Consider the following 19861-nt stretch of genomic DNA (forward strand, 5'->3'; position numbering starts at 1 on the left):
TTATGCAAGCTGATGATTTTATTAAACTCGTCGACAACCCTGAATTTATTTCAGGCATTTACAATTACTGCGACAGATGGTGCGAAAAATGTAACTACGTGAGTCGATGCACTGTAGGCACCATGGATCAATTAATGCGCTTCGGCAGAAATCCTGATGAACCAATTAGTACTGAAGAAATGACAAACCTGTTTGAAATTGCAACAGGCAATTCTATCGACAAAGAAAATGTACATCACATCACAATTGATTTAGATGAATTAATGAATGATGAAGAGGAAATTAGTCTGCTAAACAACCTCGAGCAGTCGGAAGAAGAAACCGAATATATGCTCAGTATGAAAGAAGCGCAAGAATTTACTGAACAACACGATTTAAGTCACACCGTTCATCAATACACGCTTACGTGTATGCGCTGGAAGAAAAAGATGAGCCATTATTTTTATATTGATGTCAGTAAATCGCCTGTCGAATATAAATACATCGGTAAAAATCCTGCACAATCTGAAGAACAAAAAGTGGCAATACAAGATGCATTTTCTGTAATCGACTGGTATGCCATGATGTTTGAAGTGAAATTAAAACGTGCTTTACACGGTTATTATACCGATAAAGATGATTATGCACCGGATAATTATCAATCTGATTTTAATGGCTCAGCAAAAGTTGTTGTTATTGGAATTCAACGTTGTATTGAGGCATTTAAAACGCTGTCAACTTTTTTTGTTGAAGATAAAAATGAATTAAATCAATTTATCGAATTACTTACTACTGTAAAAGAAAAAACTGAAATGCAGTTTCCGGGCTTGTATAAATTTATTCGCCCGGCATTCGATACGGAAAGTTAAATAGTTAAAGCCGACAAAACAGGAAATATTTTACTCATAGGGAAGCCGACTACATTGTAGTAGTCGCCTTCTATACGGGTAATTTTATTTATGCCTATCCATTCCTGAATGGCATAGGCTCCTGCTTTGTCGTATGGCTGATATTTATCGATGTAAAAATCAATTTCAGCATCTGTAAGGGTATCAAAATATACTTTAGTAGTTATTTCTAAATCGTATTGACGTTCTCCCTGAGCTATACAAACACCCGATACTACCTTTATGTTGTTTTCCGGATAATGCTTTTAAAATAGCAACTGCATCTCTACGGTCTATGGGTTTACCAATTATTTTGTTTTCAAGAATTACTACCGTGTCCGCCGTTATTATAATATCCTCAGACTGACAAAGTGTTTTCGCCTTTTCCATTTTCTATTTGCCAGCATTAGAGGAACTGAATCAACATCAACATCTTCGGATGAACGATTCATCAACATCCGGTGAAATAATTGAAAATTCAAAACCGGCATCACCCAAAATTTGCTTTCTGCATGGTGATCCGGAAGCTAAAACTATTTCCATAATTAAAATTCTAAAAGGTAATACAATGGCATTAATCCTAATCCGATAACCATACTTATTTTTAATAAGGTGCTGATTACACCATACTCTTTTTTAGTGCCTGCTGTAAAAAGACGAAAACCAATAAACAATAAAAATGCAACCAGCACTAAAATATAAATCAGGTAAACATTTCCGAAAATATTAAAAACGGTAAAGTTTAAATATAATAATCCTGCAACGGTCAGCAACAAAAATAATTCTGCAATTAACACAGCCCTGTGTGTACCATATTTTACAGGTAATGTTTTGGCATTATACTTTCTGTCTCCTTCTATATCCTGAATATCTTTTACAATTTCCCGCACTACAGTTAATGCAAAAGCAAAAAAACTTATGCCTAATATATATTTGGTACACAAACCTGCAATATAATAATCACCGGGTCTGGCGAGATTATATAATGATGGCTCAAACAACATTACAATTATTACACTAATAGCAGAAAGTAAAGCAACAATAAAATTGCCAATAAAAACCATACGTTTAAATGCAATTGAATACAGATATAATAAAGCAATTACTACAACAAAAATGGTTACCAATTTCCAATAATCAATCACTAAACTCAGGTAAACGCCAAGCCCCAGGCCAATTACGGTAAGTATCAAATAAAAATTAAATGCTTTTTCAGGTGCAATTTTTTTACTGATGATTTGTTGTTCGGGCTTATTAACTGCATCAATTTGAACATCAAAATAATCGTTAATCACATAACCACCTGCACATATTAAAGCAGTTGCTAAAACCAATAGGAAAAATTGAAATTCATTCAGTGTAAACGGCAAACCATATTTCAAAAAGTTAGGCTGCAGTATAAACCAGTCGATACAGTACTGTGTAAGTACAAGCAATAATAAATTTACAGGTCGAAGCAGTTGAATCCAGGCTTTCAATGTAGTGAATTTTGGTGATTACGCTAAAACGCAAAACTTTGAAAAAATAGTATGATCATATTGGCGTTACTAAAAACAGCGATGCTTATTTCTGTGCATCACGCCATTCATAAACCCAGGCACTTTGAACCATTTCCAAATGTCCTTCATTACAATCTTCACGTGTGCCTTTAAATTCAGGTATTTCTAATACCCATTCAATTAATTCGGTAAAACGAATTCGGTAAATTTTAGATTCACCAAAATCATCCCCAAAACGTTCGTACAATTTTAATGCAATATCTTCATGATCTGCCCAATATATTGGCGGCTCTTCAAAATGATTCATTTGTTTGTTTTAATTTAGGATGCAATAATAGTTGACTGGTCAGGAACAATTACTTCGACATAAGTTTCATCTACCATTAAATCGCACTGACAACTTAAACGCGAATTTAATCTTGGGTCTCTTGCTCTGTCGATAAAATCTTCTTCTTTTTCAGTTGTTTCGGGTAATGTTTCCATACCTTTTTCAATATATACATGGCAGGTGCTGCAAGCGCAAACACCACCGCAATTGTGATTGAGTTTAATATCGTTGAGCAGGGCTGCCTCCAGCACTGTGTACCCGGACTCTATTTGTACCTCTCGGGGGGCACTCCCATCTTCAAAAATATATTTAATAGTTACCATAGCCTGAATGAGTTTGCAAAATTATTTCTTTAATGAGCGATTTAAAATACTCTGCGCAATAGCATCGTATAATTGTAGTATATCCGGATGCCCTTTTAGCATACTCCGGTGTTTATTGAGTGTAACCATGTCGCCCCGTGATGCAGGTCCGGTTTGTAATTGAGTTGCGGACATGGTTTTTAATTTACTGATATGTTCATCAATCATCGGAATAAATAAATTAAAATCCAGATTGTTTTCCTGCATCAATTCTTCCGCAATTACAAACATGTGATTGATATAATTATTAATCCAAACCGCAGCAAGATGCAACATTGCTCTTTGCGATTCACTTACTTTTATAACACGGTCGGATATCATATCTGCTAACGCACCAATTGCAGCCTCTACTTCAGGTGTATTACCCGAAACTGCCACCAATGTTTGTTTTAAATCAATAGCGTTATTTTTGGTGAGTGTTTGCATCGGCCACATCACACCATAATTATTGCCATTAATATCAACCATTTGTCCTGCCGCAGCACCGGAGCAGTGAATCAATAATTTTTCCTTTGTAGATATTTTTTTTGCAACTTCTAAAATTGCATCATCTCTTACGGCAATTAAATATGCATCTGAAACCGGCAGTACATCACTAAAATCCAATGCGTGCGTATTGTTTAGTTGCTTTGCCAATTCCGCAGCTTTATCCTTACTTCTTGCAACAATTGCATTTATCTGCATACCGGCGGCTGAAAATGCCTTACCCAAATGGGTAGCCACATTTCCTGTTCCAATAATAGTAAGTGATCGAATTTGCATATCAGGCATTTTTTTGTGTTAACCGATTTTCCTGAATTCGTTTTCGCATACTGATAAAAAATCCTATTGCCATCAAGATAGTACCAATCCACACTAAATTAATCATTGGGAAAATAATAGATTTTATTACAATCCAATCGGTATTTAAGGTGGCATCGGTAACCGTAAATACAAATTTCTCCTGCTCAGGTAATATGCTGTTAAAAGATACTTGGATATTTCCAATTTTTGCTGAAGCATCTTCCAGCATCACCTGTCCCTGCGATTGTAACAAAATAAATTTAGGCTCTATCTTCTCTTCTGCAACACCAATTTTTACTGTCATTTTCGCTTTCACAACAAATGTGTCTTGCGAACCGGTGAGTCGAACAATATCGTTCAATAAAATATATCCGGTATTAAAATGAATAGTATCTCCTGCAGCTATGGTATCCGTTATAATAGTTGGTGGGGCATTTTTACTGCCTTCACCCGGTAATGATGTTACATGTGTAAATACATCATATGTAAGGTAATGTTTAGTGTCCGGATTTGGTGCTAACTGCTGCATTTTAGTATCCATCAGCAAGTATGGATGCACATTAAAATCTGCTAACAATTTTCCTGTTTCAGGATCTACTTTACGGAAATTTAAATTATAATATGTTGCACCACCTTCTAATGTGTCGCCTAAATATGTTACTAAATAATCACCTAAAGGCAATGGTGCATTTTTAATTAAACGTACGTTTTCTCGTTGGAATGTTTTATCCATTCCCTCTGCATCAAACTGCACACCGAATTTATTTTCAGATATAACACGCTGACCTGCATTGGAAATTAAAATCCCCAACAATAAAATTCCGAAACCAATATGTGCAATCGAACCTCCCGCAACTTTTATCTTGCCTTTTAATACTTTAATTAAATATTGGAAATTAGCAATTACACTAAACCATCCCGCTAAAAACAAAATAGAATATGAGGTTACAAGATGGAATATACCACGGTCTGCAGTAATATGCCAGAGTTTATCTAAAATAATGGAACTGATAATTGTTGCAATAATGGCGAAAATAAAATTCGCTGCAATACTTCTGTAAAAAGTTCTGCTTTCAGTTGCTTTATATTTTAAGAATTGACCGAATGCCGATAAAATAGCAATCAAAATACCTACCCAAATCTGCACACCGGAATAAAACTGTATTTCATTATCCGGCTTACCCATGTCATCTCGAATCTGGGTTCCGAAAATATCGTTGAAATGACCAATTAATGTATTAAATACCGGGATTGAAGTAAAAAAGATAACATGTAATCCCGCAAACAACAACACCAAAGAGCCAACAAACATCCAGAACTCACGCGAAGAAATTGATTCTTCCTTTTCTTTTCCAGGAATTTTTTTCCAGTTGCGAATCAGTGCAAATGCCGATAATCCGACAAATACAAATAAAAATATCAGTAAATGATTAGTCAATCCTTCTTCAACAAATGCGTGCACACTGGTATCACCTAAAATACCACTGCGTGTTAAAAATGAAGCATATATTACAAAGAAAAATGCGAGAATAATCATAACAAAACTGCTGCGTAATGCATGACCGGTTGCTTTTGTGATAACCAGATTATGTAATCCGGCAACAATAATCAACCAAGGTATCAGCGAAGCATTTTCAACAGGATCCCATGCCCAAAATCCACCAAAACTTAATGATTCATAAGCCCAGGCACCACCCATTAAAATACCGGTTCCCAATACCATTCCTGCAAATAATGCGTAAGGAATTGCCGGTTTTACCCAGCCGGTATAATCTTTATTCCATAAACCTGCCATTGCAAATGCAAAAGGAAAAGTAATAGATGCAAATCCGCAAAATAAAACAGGTGGGTGAATTACCATCCAGTAATTTTGAAGTAATGCATTTAATCCTCTTCCATCAGGAATAAAACGCATGTAATCATCAAATAAAAATACAGGGTCGCCTGTTAATTTATCTTTTAATAATAAAAATGGTGAGCTGCCAATATGAACGGTATCTGTAATATAAATACCAACAATAAATGTGAGTAAAAACACCTGCATCAAACTCACAATACTCATCACAGGGCTTTCCCATTTGCCACCTTTAATAATAATAACAATGCCGATTACCACATGCCAGAAACTCCACAACAGGAAACTTCCCTCCTGGCCTTCCCAGAAACACGACAATACGTATTTCATTTGTAAATCGGAACTGGAATGTGACCATACGTAGTAATATTCAAAATGATGATTAAATATCATGATGAATAAAGTAACCACAACACCTACAATAGCAGTAAGGTGTCCAATGAAAAATATTCTGGCAATTTTTAACTTATCGTTCGGGATTAATCTTTGCTGCGCCTGTGTAGATAAAAAATAATAAACTGCCGCAAAAATGGAACAAATAAATGCCGTGATGATAAAAAAATGTCCTATCTGACCGAATATCGGATTAATAGATTGAACTACATGCTGATGCGCTAATTCTTCCATCTATTAAACCCTTATTTTTGAATTTCGTTTTCCTGATATTTTGATGGACATTTTACCAGCATTTCGTCTGCATAAAATGTATTTTCTTTCATTGAACCGGTTAATACGATATCCTCACTTTTTTCGAAGTCGGTAGGCATATCGTCAAAACAAATTACAAACACTTCTTTTCCCTCTTTATCCAAAAGATAAAACGAAAACGAGTTCGGGTCCTTTATCGGGTCAAAATTGATTGGTTTGCCGGGAGCCAAATTTCCAATCAACTGAACCGTTTTGCCTTCATTTGTTTTTGCGTCGCTAAAGCTGGAATAAGAACTCACATTGCCGAGTTTTGAGGCGAAAACCCCAATACAAATGGCAATCAGAAACAACACGATAATATGCGATTTTTTCACTGCTTTGGTTTTTATAAAATGATAATGCAAAATTAGGTCAAAATGTTCGCTTTAAACCACAGTTACCAACGTTTATTTCTGCATTTCAGGCCTAGGGTTCATGTGTTTCACAATTTACCTTATCTTTGTAGCGTGAAATTGCATTTTTTAGATATGAACCTTGATTTTCTTGATCACCACTTCGCCTGATTTCATTCGGTTTCAGCAGTTTTTTTGTTGAAACAGACCTTCGTTATTTCCTTTTTCGTATTTTTTAATTCAAAATGCAGCATTGCTGACCTTTTTGAGCATTTTAACACAACATTTAACTTACTATTATGCATACTGTAACTTCATTATCTGAAAAAACACAATCTTATATCCAAAAAGAGGAAGCTTATGGCGCCCACAATTACCATCCGATTCCGGTTGTAATCGACCGCGCTGAAGGCGTTTATATGTGGGATGTTGACGGCAAACAATATTTCGACTTTTTGTCCGCTTACAGCGCCGTAAATCAAGGCCATTGTCACCCGCGCATCGTAAATGCACTTATTGAACAATCGCGGAAGCTAACCCTTACCAGCCGCGCATTTCACAACGATTTACTCGGTGAATACGAACGTTTTATGACCGAATTGTTCGGTTACGATAAATTATTGCCGATGAACTCAGGTGCCGAAGCCGTGGAAACAGCCCTGAAACTCTGTCGCCGCTGGGCTTACGACGTAAAAGGAATACCCGCAAATAAAGCCAAAATTTTGGTTTGTGAAGGTAATTTTCACGGCCGCACCACCGGTATCATATCTTTTAGCAATGATCCTGATTCCACTACCGGGTTTGGACCATACATGCCGGGTTATGAAATTGTTGCTTACAACGATATTCAGGCTTTGGGAAAAGCTTTAGAAGATAAAAACGTAGCCGGATTTCTGGTTGAACCAATTCAGGGTGAAGCGGGTGTTTACGTGCCTGCAGATGGCTATCTGGCTACAGCTTACGATATGTGTAAAGCTGCAAATGTGTTATTTATTGGAGATGAAATTCAAACCGGACTCGCACGCACAGGTAAAATGTTGGCCTGCGACCACGAAAATGTGCGTCCCGATATCCTGATTTTAGGAAAAGCACTCAGCGGTGGAACTTTACCCGTAAGTGCCGTTTTAGCTGATGATGAAATTATGCTTACCATTCATCCGGGTGAACATGGCAGCACTTTTGGTGGAAACCCACTGGCATGCGCTGTTGCAATGGCATCAATGCAGGTTTTGGTGGAAGAAAAATTGGCGGAAAATGCTGAGAAAATGGGGAAATTATTACGCGATGCGTTAAAAACCATGAATCCGGATTATATCAAAATAGTACGCGGTAAAGGTTTGCTCAACGCTATCGTAGTTAATAACGACTATCACGGAAAAAATGCCTGGGATTTTTGTCTGGCTTTAAAAGAAAACGGATTACTGGCAAAACCTACTCACGGCGATAAAATTCGTTTTGCACCACCACTCGTAATTACAGAAGCCCAAATGTTGCAGTGTATTGACATCATTCGAAAAACGATTGATAATTTCTAAAATTAATCAAATAAAAAAATGCCATCCCATAATTTTGAGATGGCATTTTTTTTTATGCTTTAAAATTAATTTAGTGTGACTACTTCCTGCCCTTTTGCTGTATAAAAGGTGAGTGTTCCAACAATATGATTTTGTTTTATGGAACCGTTAAATTCGAATTTGGTGACAAACGCAGCATAATTTCCTGCGGGTTTATCTGGAAAAAATACCACTTTCACATTCCAACCGTTTTCAGCTGAAACCGATTCGTATTTTGAAAAAGTTTGTTTGATGTAAGTTTTACCTGTAGCAGGTTTTGAATTAAATTCAATATCGGCATCTTTAAATCCGATTTGTTTAATTTCATTGTTACCATTAATACCAACATTAAAGGTAAGAATCAGGAAAAAATTCTGAATGCACAAATTGTCATTATAACAATCTGTTGGCACCTCAATGTAAAAATCTTTGGTGGTGTATAATAAATTCGGGTTGTCTTTTTTGAACGTTGTGTCTGCCGAATTTTCAGATGCAAAACTTTGTGTGGCGATTCCGGAGCAGATAAACAGAAAGCTGGCTATTTTCCTTTTCATACTCATATTTTCGACATAAAACGAAAAATCATACCAAATTATTACAAATGGAAAATCGCAGGTGAAATTCTTATCAACAAGATATACCAATGTCCCGAAACTGCTGTATTACAGGCATTCCGGCAAATAGTGGGTTTTTAAAATAAATTCTCCTTCTTCAAAAAATATCGGATGGCAGGACCTGCTATCATAATAGTTACGAAGGTCATTACCACTAGCGCGACAAATATCTGATCCGTTATTAATCCGGCATTTAATGCAATTAATCCCAATACAATTTCCTGCGAACCGCGTGCATTCATTCCAAACCCAATTGCCAGCGATTCGGGTTTCGAAAATTTCCCCATCAATCCGCCTAAAAATCCGCCAATCAATTTACCGAGAATGGCAATTAATAATACAAATGCAATTACACCACCATCAAAGTTTTCGATAAAATCTACTCTGAATCCAATCGAAACAAAAAATAACGGCGCAAAAATATAGGTGACAATATCGTGCAACATTTCCCTGTTTTTTCCACTGAATTCTTCGGAATCACCGACGGCAATGCCGACTAAAAATGCGCCAAAAATGGCGTGTAATCCTAACCATTCAGTAAATATTGCACCGAGAATACAAAATATAATGGCAACCGATAATGTACCTCCCCCACTCGATAAATGTTTGTTGGAAAAAACAAATGAGTAATGAATTAATTTTCTGCCAACCGTAATTATAAATGCAGCAAAACCAATTACCATAAACATCACCTGCCATCCTGCAAAACTACTTTCGCTTTCCAGATTCGCTACACTAACTACTAATGAAAATAACATCCAGCCAATAAAATCATCAATCATTGCTGCTGTCATCATTAAATTCCCAAACTTACTTTTCAGTTGTTTGATATCAATTAATATTTTCGCTAAAACCGATAAAGCCGTTATCGACAAGGCAGTACCCATAAATAATGCAGATGCTGTTTTATCTGCAACACCATCAGGAAATAAAATGGGTGTAAAAAACCAGGTTGCTGCAAATCCGATAATAAATGGAAAAGCGATTCCCGATAAACTGATTGCCGCAGCTGCATTGGCTTTAGCCCGTATTGTTCTTAAATTAATTTCCTGCCCCGCAACAAATAAGAGTAGTAAAATTCCAATGCGTGCTAAACCATCAAAAGCAATACCCGCACTTTTCGGCTCAACAAAAAACGACTGATAAAATTCAGGTGCCAGGCGCTGCAGACACGATGGTCCTAATAAAATACCGGCCACCAGTTCACCCATAACCTGTGGCAATTTCAATTTCCTAAATAATTCACCTAATAATCTACCGACTAGCAGTAAGGTTGCTACCAATAATAAAAACGGCAAGACTTCATGACTCGGTAAACGGTTCATACTCAGATGGGTTTAATAATTAATAATCAGTGAAACACCCTGTTCCGGCTAAAGAAGATACAAGGCTAATTGTATCGGCGGGTATTTTACTATTATTCTATTGGTTAAATAGAATAAGGCCCCAAAGCTATACTTTAGGGCCTTATTATTATAATTTTTGAATGATTTTACGGTTTAATTATCCGTTACCTTTTTTGTAATCAGCCAGAAACTGCGCTAATCCAATGTCTGTCAACGGATGTTTAAACAAGCCAAGAATTGAACTTAGTGGAGTAGTTACCACATCGGCACCAACCTCAGCACAACGAACAATATGTAACGGATTGCGGATTGAAGCAGCTAATACTTCAGTTTCATATCCGTAAATGCGATAAATATGCACAATTTGTTCAATCAGTTGAATACCATCCCAGTTCATATCATCAATACGACCAATAAATGGTGAAAGGTAAGTAGCACCTGCTTTTGCAGCTAAAATTGCCTGACCTGCAGAAAATACTAGGGTGCAATTTGTGCGGATACCGTTATCAGTACACCATTTTATTGCTTTGATACCTTCTTTAATCATCGGTATTTTAACAACAATGTTTGGATGTAATGCCGAAAGTTCTTTAGCCTCGCGTACCATTCCGTCAAAATCAACGGAAATAACCTCTGCACTAATATCGCCATCCACAATGTTACAAATGTCGACATAGTGTTTTTTGATGTTATCGGCGCCGGTTATACCAACTTTGGCCATCAGTGAAGGATTGGTGGTAACACCATCAAGTATGCCGAGTGCTGCGGCTTCTTTAATCTCGTTGAGATCTGCTGTATCAATAAAAAATTTCATAGTAATTTAATCAGTTTCGCAAAAATAGCTTCATTTGTTGTAAAAATGCAGTGGGTTTTCAACAACCTAAAATCAGCCTGCTCAGACAAAAATTATATTTTCCTATAATTGAAACAGGCAAATGGGGCAGCAGGAAAATAAAAAAGGGCAAGTGATCTACATCGCACCGCTACAACCACCTACCCTTGCTCCGGTCAGGGCCTGGGGGATTCAGCGGGAGCTGGTCGTATAGGACTTGCCCGGGGCAAAAGTAGAAAAAAATGATGACATCATTAGCATCGCGGATAATTTGTAGTGCTTATTTTTGCAAAATTCAATTAACAATTAAAATGCATCTTATAAGATGTGTTCCGGAAAGCAGATAACATGAACATTGTTAATTTAAGTGTTTATCTTGCCCTTATTATTTTTTTATGGATATTAATTTTAATAAAAACGAAGATGCCATTAAGTTGCTCGTTTCAACAATGAAGCAACGCCTTGCAAAAGTGAGTGAAGGTGGCGGAAAAAAATCTATCGATAAACTGCATGAAAAAGGCAAATTACATGCACGCGAACGTATTAAATTATTGTTCGATGCAGATAAACCTTTTATAGAACTGGGTGCTTTTACCGGACATAATATGTATACCGAACATGGTGGTTGCCCTAGCGGTGGTGTTGTGGTAAAAATTGGTTATGTGGCAGGCCGTCAATGTATTGTTGTTGCCAACGATGCTACAGTTAAGGCCGGAGCATGGTTTCCAATTACCGGTAAAAAAAATCTGCGCGCTCAGGAAATATCCATAGAAAATAAATTACCGATTATTTACCTCGTTGATAGCGCCGGCGTGTATTTGCCGATGCAGGATGAAATTTTTCCGGATAAAGAAAATTTCGGTCGCATTTTCAGAAATAATGCGGTAATGAGTTCAATGGGTATCACACAAATTGCCGCTATCATGGGCAGTTGTGTTGCCGGTGGCGCTTATTTGCCCATCATGAGTGATGAAGCTTATATTGTAAAAAATACGGGAAGTATATTTCTGGCAGGACCTTATCTGGTAAAAGCTGCTATCGGTGAAGATATCGATGCAGAAACCCTCGGTGGAGCCATTACAACAACCGAAATTTCAGGCATTTGCGATTATGCTGCTGAAAATGATGAAGATTGTATCAATCATATTCGCAAAACAATCGATAAAATTGGCGCTAAACCGTTAGCTGGTTTCGACAGAGTAACACCTGCCACTCCTGCTTTGGATGAAAATGAAATTTACGGTATCATGCCCGAAGAAATTACCAAACAATATGATGTATTGGATATCATTAAACGTTTGGTTGATAAATCTGAATTTGATGAATATAAAGCGGCGTATGGTAAAACAATAGTTTGCGGAACCGGTCGAATCGACGGCTGGAGCGTTGGTATTGTTGCCAATCAGCGCAAAGTAGTAAAAAATAAAAAAGGCGAATTACAAATTGGTGGTGTAATTTATAATGATAGTGCCGATAAAGCAGCACGGTTTATTATGAATTGCAACCAGAAAAAAATACCACTCCTATTTTTACAGGATGTAACCGGATTTATGGTGGGCAGCAAAAGTGAACACGCCGGAATTATTAAAGACGGTGCCAAATTGGTTAACGCTGTTGCAAATTCTGTTGTTCCGAAATTTACAGTGATTATTGGCAACAGTTTTGGTGCAGGAAACTACGCCATGTGCGGTAAAGCTTATGATCCGCGTTTAATAGTTGCCTGGCCAAATGCAAAAATTGCCGTTATGGGTGGCGCTCAGGCCGGTAAAGTGTTGTTGCAAATTCAAGTGGCTTCACTTAAAGCTAAAGGCGAAGTAATTACTGCCGAAAAAGAGAAAGAACTACTCGATAATATTCTCAATCATTACAACGAAACCATGGACCCGTATTATGCTGCAGCACGCTTGTGGATTGATGCCATTATCGACCCGCTGGAAACCAGAAAATGGGTAAGCATGGGCATCGAAATGGCTAACAATAACGCTGATATTAAACCTTTTAATCCGGGTGTTTTACAAGTATAATTGAAATTTTTTACTACTTATTGTAACTTTTACAATAAGTAGTAAATTATCTTTTTTTTGGGGGCAGAAGGTTCCTCTTTACCAGGCATTAACTTTTTTTCTCCGTGGTAAAAAACAACTATCCGGTTCATTTTTGTCATTACGGATGATGAACACGCCAAACTTCTCCACCATATTGACGTTTCAGCAGTTTGTTTTGAGCAAACAAGTCGTTATTTTCACCCCATGAAAAAATGGTTCGGCCTGCTCCTCATCTGCTGTTGCTTAAATTCGTTCAGTCAAAATGTAATTATCCCTGCTCCAGTTTCTGTTCAGTCCGCTCCCGGTTATTTTGTTTTTGATCCGACTACCTATTTATTGGGCACAGACTTCAGGTCATATATGGATGGTTTTGTTATTAAAGACTATCTGATAAAATATTATAACCTGCCATTAAAAACAGCAACAAAAAAAATTGGTGACGGCAAAATAATTACATTAAAATATGATTCTACTATTGCAGTTGGGAATGGCGGCTACTTTATAAATATTACAAAGGAAAATATTACCATAACCGGAAAAAATGAAGGTGGTGTGTTATATGGTTTACTTACCATGATGCAAATGATTGAAAAATCAGGAAATAATACTTTTCAAATTCCATGTGGCACGGTAGAAGATTATCCGCGATTTGAATATCGTGGCATGCACCTCGATTGTGCACGTCATTTTTTTGATGTTGATTTTATTAAAAAATATATCGACTATCTCGCTCTGTATAAAATGAATTCTTTTCACTGGCATTTGACAGATGATCAGGGTTGGCGGATAGAAATAAAACAATATCCAAAACTCACCGAAATTGGTGCATGGCGCAGTGGCAGTATGGTTGGGCATTACCGCGATCAACAATATGATACTATTCGTTACGGCGGATTTTATACGCAAAAACAAATTAAGGAAATTGTAAAATATGCAAACGAACGTCATATAACAGTTATTCCTGAAATTGAAATGCCGGGACATTGCCTTGCTGCATTAGCTGCGTATCCGGAATTAGGTTGTGTTGCTGATACTACTTATACTGTGGCAAAAGGCTGGGGTGTTTTTGATGAAGCATTTTGTCCTAAAGAAGAAACATTTGTTTTTCTGCAAAATGTGCTTGATGAGGTAATGGCATTATTTCCTTCACAATATATTCATATTGGCGGCGATGAAGTAGAAAAAATTCGATGGAAAAATTGTAGTCATTGTCAGCAATTAATTAAAGACAATAATTTAGTAGATGAACACGGTTTACAAAATTATTTCATACATCGCATTGATAATTATGTTACCAGTAAAGGGCGAAAAATTATTGGTTGGGATGAAATTCTGGAAGGCGGCATTACACCAAATGCTACAATTATGAGTTGGCGTGGTGAAGATGGTGCAATTGCAGCAGCACAACAAAATCATTATGCAATAATGACACCCGGAAGTTATTGTTACTTTGATTATTACCAGGGTGCTCCCCTGCTTGAACCACTTGCTATTGGCGGATTTGTTACCCTCGAAAAAGTATATCAGTTTAATCCCATTCCTGCAGCATTAACTGCTGATCAGGGGAAATATATTTTGGGTGCACAGGGAAATCTTTGGACAGAATATATCAACTATCCCGAAAATGTGGAATACATGTTGTTACCCCGTTTGCTTGCATTAAGTGAAGTGGTTTGGTCGCCGTTAGAAAAAAGAAATTTTGATGATTTTAGTCGCAGACTGGTATTTCATTTCGGATTATTAGATAAAACAGGAACGAATTATGCTAAATCTGTTTATCAGGTAAATTATCGTATTACCCAAACCGAACCCGGAGCAGATTTATTGTTAGAATTAATCGGGAATAAACAATTTGGTGATATTCATGTCACAACAATTAGTGGTATAAATGGTGCTAAAAATGCATTTGTTTATACACAACCTTTTAAATTGGAAACGAATATTGCTTTTGTTAGTGCAAATATGGTTGCCGGTGTAAAAAATCCGCCTGTAACCAATATTAAAATTCAACAAAATACTGCAACCGGTAAAAAAATTATTATCAAAAACGAACCTTCAAAAAAATACAGTGGCGATGGACCGGTTACGCTGGTTAATGGAATTGAAGCAACCGTAACACCAAACTGGAGTGGCAACGAATGGTTGGGCTTCAGCGGTACCGACCTTGAAGTAATTATTGATCTTGGCGCTATTGATACAATTAATAGTGTTACAGTTGGTTTTTTATATGATAAAATGAGTTGGATATATCCACCACAGTCGATGGAAATATATGTAAGCGATAACCAGCGCAATTTTCAAAAAGCAGGACAGACAAAAATCAACTCCACACAAAAAAGAGTTGCTGTAAAAATTAATTCATCAATAACTACCGGCCGTTATATAAAAATAATTGCACCAAATTATGGCCTTATACCATCAGGTAATCCGGGCTCAGGTTCTAAAGCATGGTTATTTACAGATGAAATAAGTATTCAATAAATTACCGTTATTTTTAAATACAAAATATGAGTAACAGACGAAATTTTATAAAAAATATCACACTGGGAGCAGGCGTTTTTGCTACCGCAGATATTTATGCAAAAAATCCGATAACACCCAACCCAATGCATAAACCAATTGTATTATCTACCTGGGATTTTGGTATTGAAGCAAACAAAGATGCATGGGCTGTATTAAATAAAAATGGACGTGCACTCGATGCAGTGGAAGCAGGTGTAAAAGTTGCAGAAAACGATTTATTTTCTACTTCCGTTGGTTTAGCCGGTCAGCCCGACCGGGAAGGACATACTACATTAGATGCCTGCATTATGGATGAAAATTATAATTGTGGCTCAGTAGCATTTCTTGAAAAAATAAAAAACCCCATTTCAGTTGCACGTGCTGTCATGGAAAAAACACCTCATGTGATGCTGGTTGGAGCAGGTGCACAACAATTTGCGTTGAGCCAGGGGTTTACTTTAGATGATTATACCAATCCGGAATCCGTAAAAGCTTATCAGGAATGGTTAAAAAAATCGGAATATAAACCGGTAATTAATATCGAAAATCACGACACCATCGGTATGATTGCCATGGATGCAAATGGAAATTTATCAGGTGCCTGCACTACAAGTGGACTAGCATTTAAAATGCGTGGGCGTGTTGGTGATTCACCTATAATTGGTGCAGGATTGTATGTAGACAATGAAATTGGTGCAGCAACGGCAACAGGAACCGGAGAAGAAGTTATCAGAATTTCCGGAACCCATTTAGTAGTGGAATTAATGCGACAAAATTATTCACCTTACGAAGCTTGTAAAGAAGCTGTTATGCGCATGGTGAAAATCAGAAAAGAAAAAACAAAAACTTTTCAGGTTGGATTTATTGCACTCAATAAAAATGGCGAATTTGGCGCATATTGTTTACAACCCGGATTTAATTATGCTGTTTATTCCAATAATATTCCGAATCAGTTATTTAAATCAGATGCATATTATTAATTAATTCACTCACTTTTTCATGGCATCCATTTTATTAGAAATTTGTACGTTTAATTCCACTGATGTTGTAACTGCGGTTAATGCAGGTGCCGACAGGATTGAGTTATGCGCCAGTTACGTGGAAGGTGGCATTACACCATCACATGCTTCCATAACCGAAGCATTTAAAATAATTAGCCCGGAAAATATTGTTGTAATGATTCGACCGCGTGGTGGTGATTTTATTTATGATGAACATGAATTTGAAGTAATGAAAGCGGATATTTTACACTGCAAACAAATTGGTGTAAAACATATCATTTTCGGAATTATGCAAACAGATGGCAATTTGGATGCTGAACGTAATAAGGAATTAGTTGATTTGGCTGCACCCATGACCTGCACTTTACAACGTGCATTCGATATGACCAATGACCCGATGTTAGCTTTGGAAACAGCAATCCAATGTGGATTTAAACGAATACTTACATCCGGCCAACAGGCATCTGCATTAGCGGGTAAACAATTGATAAAAGATTTAATTCAAGTAGCTGCAAATCGAATAACAATTTTACCCGGAGCCGGCATAAATGCAACAAATGCTGAAGCCTTAATCCGATTTACAGGCTGCACCGAAATTCACACTTCCGCAAAAAAACAAGCACCATTAAAACAACAATACCGCGAGGGCATTTACGATTTTAGTCACTTAACCTGCGTAAATCCAATTGAGGTTGCTGCATTAAAAAAAATAACACAGCAATTCCCTGCATGAAAATAAAACTTTGCACACTTCTTGCAATAACCTTGGCCGTTACACTTGTTAACGCGCAAAATATGATAGCTTTAAATTCCCATTGGCAATTTCGTAAAGTTGGTGATACTACTTCCTGGATGCCTGCAACTGTTCCCGGTTGTGTGCACACCGACTTAATCGCAAATAATATTATACCTGATCCTTTTTATGGCACCAACGAAGCAGCAGTGCAATGGGTTGAACGTGAGGATTGGGAATATCAAACTTTTTTCGAGATTAAAAATAAAATGCTGAAACAGGATTTTATTCGTTTGAATTTCGAAGGTTTGGATACTTATGCAGATGTTTATTTAAATGACACGCTCATTTTACAATCCGAAAACATGTTTGTTGCGCAATCGGTCGACATAAAACCGTTTCTGCAAAAAGGTGTAAATAAATTATATATCCGATTTTATTCAGCTGTTAATAAAGCCAAAAGTTTACAACAAGCATATCCGGTTGCCTTACCCGGTGAGGAACGTGTATTTGCCAGAAAAGGACAATATCAGTTTGGCTGGGACTGGGGACCACGTTTAGTTACCTGCGGAATTTGGAAACCAATTACCATTGAGGCAACAGATAATATTCAGGTAAAAACAGCGGATATCAATTTTATTGATGAAGGCAAAGATTCTATTAGAATTGATGTTGATTTATTATTTAACGCCTTTGCAAAAACAGATTATAAAATTGAGTTAAGAGAAACAACTACAAATACTGTTTTATATGCAATGGCCTACTACGCCCATTTTCCGGCCGGTAATCAGTTTACTTGTTATTTTCCTGTTAAAGAACGCTGGTATCCGAATGGTTATGGTGAGCAGAAATTATATCAGTATGAATTAAACATCATTCACAAAAACAAAAAAATCTTTCAAAAAAATATCACTACCGGTTTTTCCAATATCAAATTAAATCGCGAAAAAGATAATGCCGGTGAAAGTTTTTATTTCACTGTAAATGGTTTAAAAGTATTTGCGAAAGGTGCAAATTTAATTCCGCTCAACAGCTTCTCTCCTGCTGCAACACATGAACATTACCGCAAATTAATTACCGAAGCAAAAAACATGAATATGAATATGATTCGTATTTGGGGCGGTGGTATTTATGAATTGGATTATTTATACAATTTATGTGACTCAATGGGAATAATGGTTTGGCAGGATTTTATGTTTGCCTGCGCCATGTATCCCAATCAGCCCGCATGGGAATTAGAATTTACACAACAGGTAAATCGATTAAAACATCATCCAAGTATTGCTTTATGGTGCGGCAATAATGAAAATGATGAAGGATGGAAAAATTGGGGCTGGCAAAAACAATTTAATTATTCACAGGAAGATTCCGCATATATTGAACAGACCAATCAGAAATTGTTTAATCAGATTATTCCGGGTATTTTAAGAACAGCTGCACATACCAATGTAAATTATCATGCATCCTCTCCATTACATGGCTGGGGTCGCAAAGAGAGTATGTTTGAAGGCGATAGTCATTACTGGGGTATTTGGTGGGGCAAACAACCGTTTTCTGTTTATAATGAAAAAATTCCGCGTTTCATGAGTGAATATGGTTTTCAGGGCATGCCGGTATTTAACTCCTTTAAACAATTTATTCCCGAATCGGAGTTGTATTTAGGTTCGCCTTCTGTTAAAATGCACCAAAAACATCCGGTGGGTTATGAAACCATTCTCGAATACATGGCTAGAAGTTATCGTGTTCCTGAAAAATTTGAGGACTTTATTTACGTTTCACAATTATTACAGGCAGATGGCATGCGCACTGCAATTGAAGCCCATCGGCGCAATCGGCCTTATTGTATGGGCACTTTGTTCTGGCAATTAAATGATTGTTGGCCTGTAACGAGCTGGAGCACAATTGATTATTATTTCAACCGCAAGGCATCTTTTTACACTGTAAAACAAACCTATGCGGATATTTTGATTAGTGTTTTAGAAGAAAATGGCAGTTTGCAGACCTGGTTTATAAACGACAAGCCATATTCAATAAATGCGACATTGAGTTATACCTTAATGACCACCACAGGGAAAATTATCACAACAAAACAGTTGCCGGTAACCTTAGATGCTGCATCTGCTGCTCCTTTCACTGCCATTAATACCAAATACTTTTTAGAAGGATACGCTCCTGAAAATTGTGTGTTATATATGGTTCTAACCGCCAACGATTCCATTTTAGCTGAAAACTTTCACTTGTTTGCTCCTGAAAAAAGCGTATCCCTGCAGGAACCGCAATTTTCGATAAGCTTCAATACTGAAAAAAACACCATCACCATATCAGCAGATACCTACGTTCGGGGTGTATATCTATATACAGAAGGTGCTGAGCTGGAATTATCGGATAATTTTTTCGACCTATTGCCTTCTGCCCCAAAAGAAATATCTTTGCAGGGCATTTTACCGGAAAATCCGGAATCAATAATCAAAATTAAAAGTTTAAATACCCTATACCATTAAA

19 protein-coding genes are annotated in these 19861 nt (G+C 36.9%); 7 read left to right on the forward strand and 12 right to left on the reverse strand.

Features of this window, described 5'->3' with window-relative positions:
• Window positions 1-2 precede the first annotated feature (2 nt).
• Complete coding sequence (locus IPI65_19250; GenBank protein ID MBK7443565.1) at window positions 3-848, forward strand: hypothetical protein; 846 nt, start codon at window positions 3-5, stop codon at window positions 846-848.
• Here the strand turns inward: IPI65_19250 and IPI65_19255 are convergent.
• From IPI65_19255 to IPI65_19295, 9 genes are all read right to left on the reverse strand, one after another.
• Entirely contained in the window at window positions 845-1111 is a 267-nt protein-coding gene (locus IPI65_19255) for a Maf family protein (GenBank protein MBK7443566.1), read from the reverse strand. The two genes, IPI65_19250 and IPI65_19255, sit on opposite strands and share 4 nt — an antisense overlap.
• Window positions 1044-1256 (reverse strand): Maf family protein, encoded by a 213-nt coding sequence (locus tag IPI65_19260; GenBank protein ID MBK7443567.1) that lies wholly within the window; start codon window positions 1254-1256, stop codon window positions 1044-1046. The genes IPI65_19255 and IPI65_19260 overlap by 68 nt, the downstream gene beginning before the upstream one ends.
• A 36-nt stretch (window positions 1257-1292) precedes the next feature.
• On the reverse strand, window positions 1293-1409 hold the full coding sequence (locus IPI65_19265; GenBank protein MBK7443568.1) for a Maf family protein: 117 nt from the start codon (window positions 1407-1409) through the stop codon (window positions 1293-1295).
• 2 nt (window positions 1410-1411) lie between these two features.
• Complete coding sequence (locus tag IPI65_19270) at window positions 1412-2344, reverse strand: geranylgeranylglycerol-phosphate geranylgeranyltransferase (GenBank protein MBK7443569.1); 933 nt, start codon at window positions 2342-2344, stop codon at window positions 1412-1414.
• A gap of 85 nt (window positions 2345-2429) precedes the next feature.
• Window positions 2430-2672, reverse strand: coding sequence for a Fe-S cluster assembly protein IscX (gene iscX, locus IPI65_19275; GenBank protein MBK7443570.1), 243 nt, complete (start codon window positions 2670-2672; stop codon window positions 2430-2432).
• Window positions 2673-2686: 14 nt separating this feature from the next.
• Complete coding sequence (locus IPI65_19280; protein MBK7443571.1) at window positions 2687-3016, reverse strand: 2Fe-2S iron-sulfur cluster binding domain-containing protein; 330 nt, start codon at window positions 3014-3016, stop codon at window positions 2687-2689.
• Window positions 3017-3037: 21 nt separating this feature from the next.
• Window positions 3038-3817: a DUF2520 domain-containing protein gene (locus tag IPI65_19285; GenBank protein ID MBK7443572.1), complete on the reverse strand. Its 780-nt coding sequence runs from the start codon at window positions 3815-3817 to the stop codon at window positions 3038-3040.
• Between the two features lies 1 nt (window position 3818).
• Entirely contained in the window at window positions 3819-6320 is a 2502-nt protein-coding gene (gene ccsA / locus IPI65_19290; GenBank protein ID MBK7443573.1) for a cytochrome c biogenesis protein CcsA, read from the reverse strand.
• Between the two features lie 11 nt (window positions 6321-6331).
• Window positions 6332-6715, reverse strand: coding sequence for a cytochrome c maturation protein CcmE (locus IPI65_19295; protein MBK7443574.1), 384 nt, complete (start codon window positions 6713-6715; stop codon window positions 6332-6334).
• Window positions 6716-7032: 317 nt separating this feature from the next.
• Between IPI65_19295 and rocD the strand changes: the two genes are divergently transcribed.
• The gene (gene rocD / locus IPI65_19300) at window positions 7033-8268 is read left to right on the forward strand and encodes an ornithine--oxo-acid transaminase (protein MBK7443575.1); all 1236 of its coding nucleotides are present in this window, start codon (window positions 7033-7035) and stop codon (window positions 8266-8268) included.
• Window positions 8269-8333: 65 nt separating this feature from the next.
• On the opposite strand, the gene IPI65_19305 is transcribed toward rocD, so the two are convergent.
• The 3 genes from IPI65_19305 to fsa all read right to left on the reverse strand — a co-directional run bounded on the left by IPI65_19305 (window position 8334) and on the right by fsa (window position 11060).
• Window positions 8334-8840: a hypothetical protein gene (locus IPI65_19305; protein ID MBK7443576.1), complete on the reverse strand. Its 507-nt coding sequence runs from the start codon at window positions 8838-8840 to the stop codon at window positions 8334-8336.
• Between the two features lie 137 nt (window positions 8841-8977).
• Window positions 8978-10225, reverse strand: a complete 1248-nt coding sequence (locus tag IPI65_19310) for a cation:proton antiporter (protein ID MBK7443577.1) — start codon at window positions 10223-10225, stop codon at window positions 8978-8980.
• A 178-nt stretch (window positions 10226-10403) separates the two neighbouring features.
• Window positions 10404-11060: a fructose-6-phosphate aldolase gene (gene fsa, locus IPI65_19315; protein MBK7443578.1), complete on the reverse strand. Its 657-nt coding sequence runs from the start codon at window positions 11058-11060 to the stop codon at window positions 10404-10406.
• A 413-nt stretch (window positions 11061-11473) separates the two neighbouring features.
• Here fsa and IPI65_19320 point away from each other — a divergent pair, with 413 nt between their 5' ends.
• The 5 genes from IPI65_19320 to IPI65_19340 all read left to right on the forward strand — a co-directional run bounded on the left by IPI65_19320 (window position 11474) and on the right by IPI65_19340 (window position 19860).
• Window positions 11474-13102, forward strand: a complete 1629-nt coding sequence (locus IPI65_19320; GenBank protein MBK7443579.1) for an acyl-CoA carboxylase subunit beta — start codon at window positions 11474-11476, stop codon at window positions 13100-13102.
• Between the two features lie 225 nt (window positions 13103-13327).
• Window positions 13328-15604: a family 20 glycosylhydrolase gene (locus IPI65_19325; protein MBK7443580.1), complete on the forward strand. Its 2277-nt coding sequence runs from the start codon at window positions 13328-13330 to the stop codon at window positions 15602-15604.
• Between the two features lie 26 nt (window positions 15605-15630).
• Window positions 15631-16605: a N(4)-(beta-N-acetylglucosaminyl)-L-asparaginase gene (locus tag IPI65_19330; protein ID MBK7443581.1), complete on the forward strand. Its 975-nt coding sequence runs from the start codon at window positions 15631-15633 to the stop codon at window positions 16603-16605.
• A 19-nt stretch (window positions 16606-16624) separates the two neighbouring features.
• Window positions 16625-17359 carry a copper homeostasis protein CutC gene (locus tag IPI65_19335; protein ID MBK7443582.1) on the forward strand — a complete coding sequence of 245 codons (735 nt, stop codon included), beginning with the start codon at window positions 16625-16627 and terminating at the stop codon, window positions 17357-17359.
• Window positions 17360-17421: 62 nt separating this feature from the next.
• Complete coding sequence (locus tag IPI65_19340) at window positions 17422-19860, forward strand: glycoside hydrolase family 2 protein (protein ID MBK7443583.1); 2439 nt, start codon at window positions 17422-17424, stop codon at window positions 19858-19860.
• Window position 19861: the final 1 nt, after the last annotated feature.

It is taken from the genome of Bacteroidota bacterium (assembly GCA_016706255.1).
GTDB lineage: Bacteria > Bacteroidota > Bacteroidia > Chitinophagales > BACL12 > UBA7236.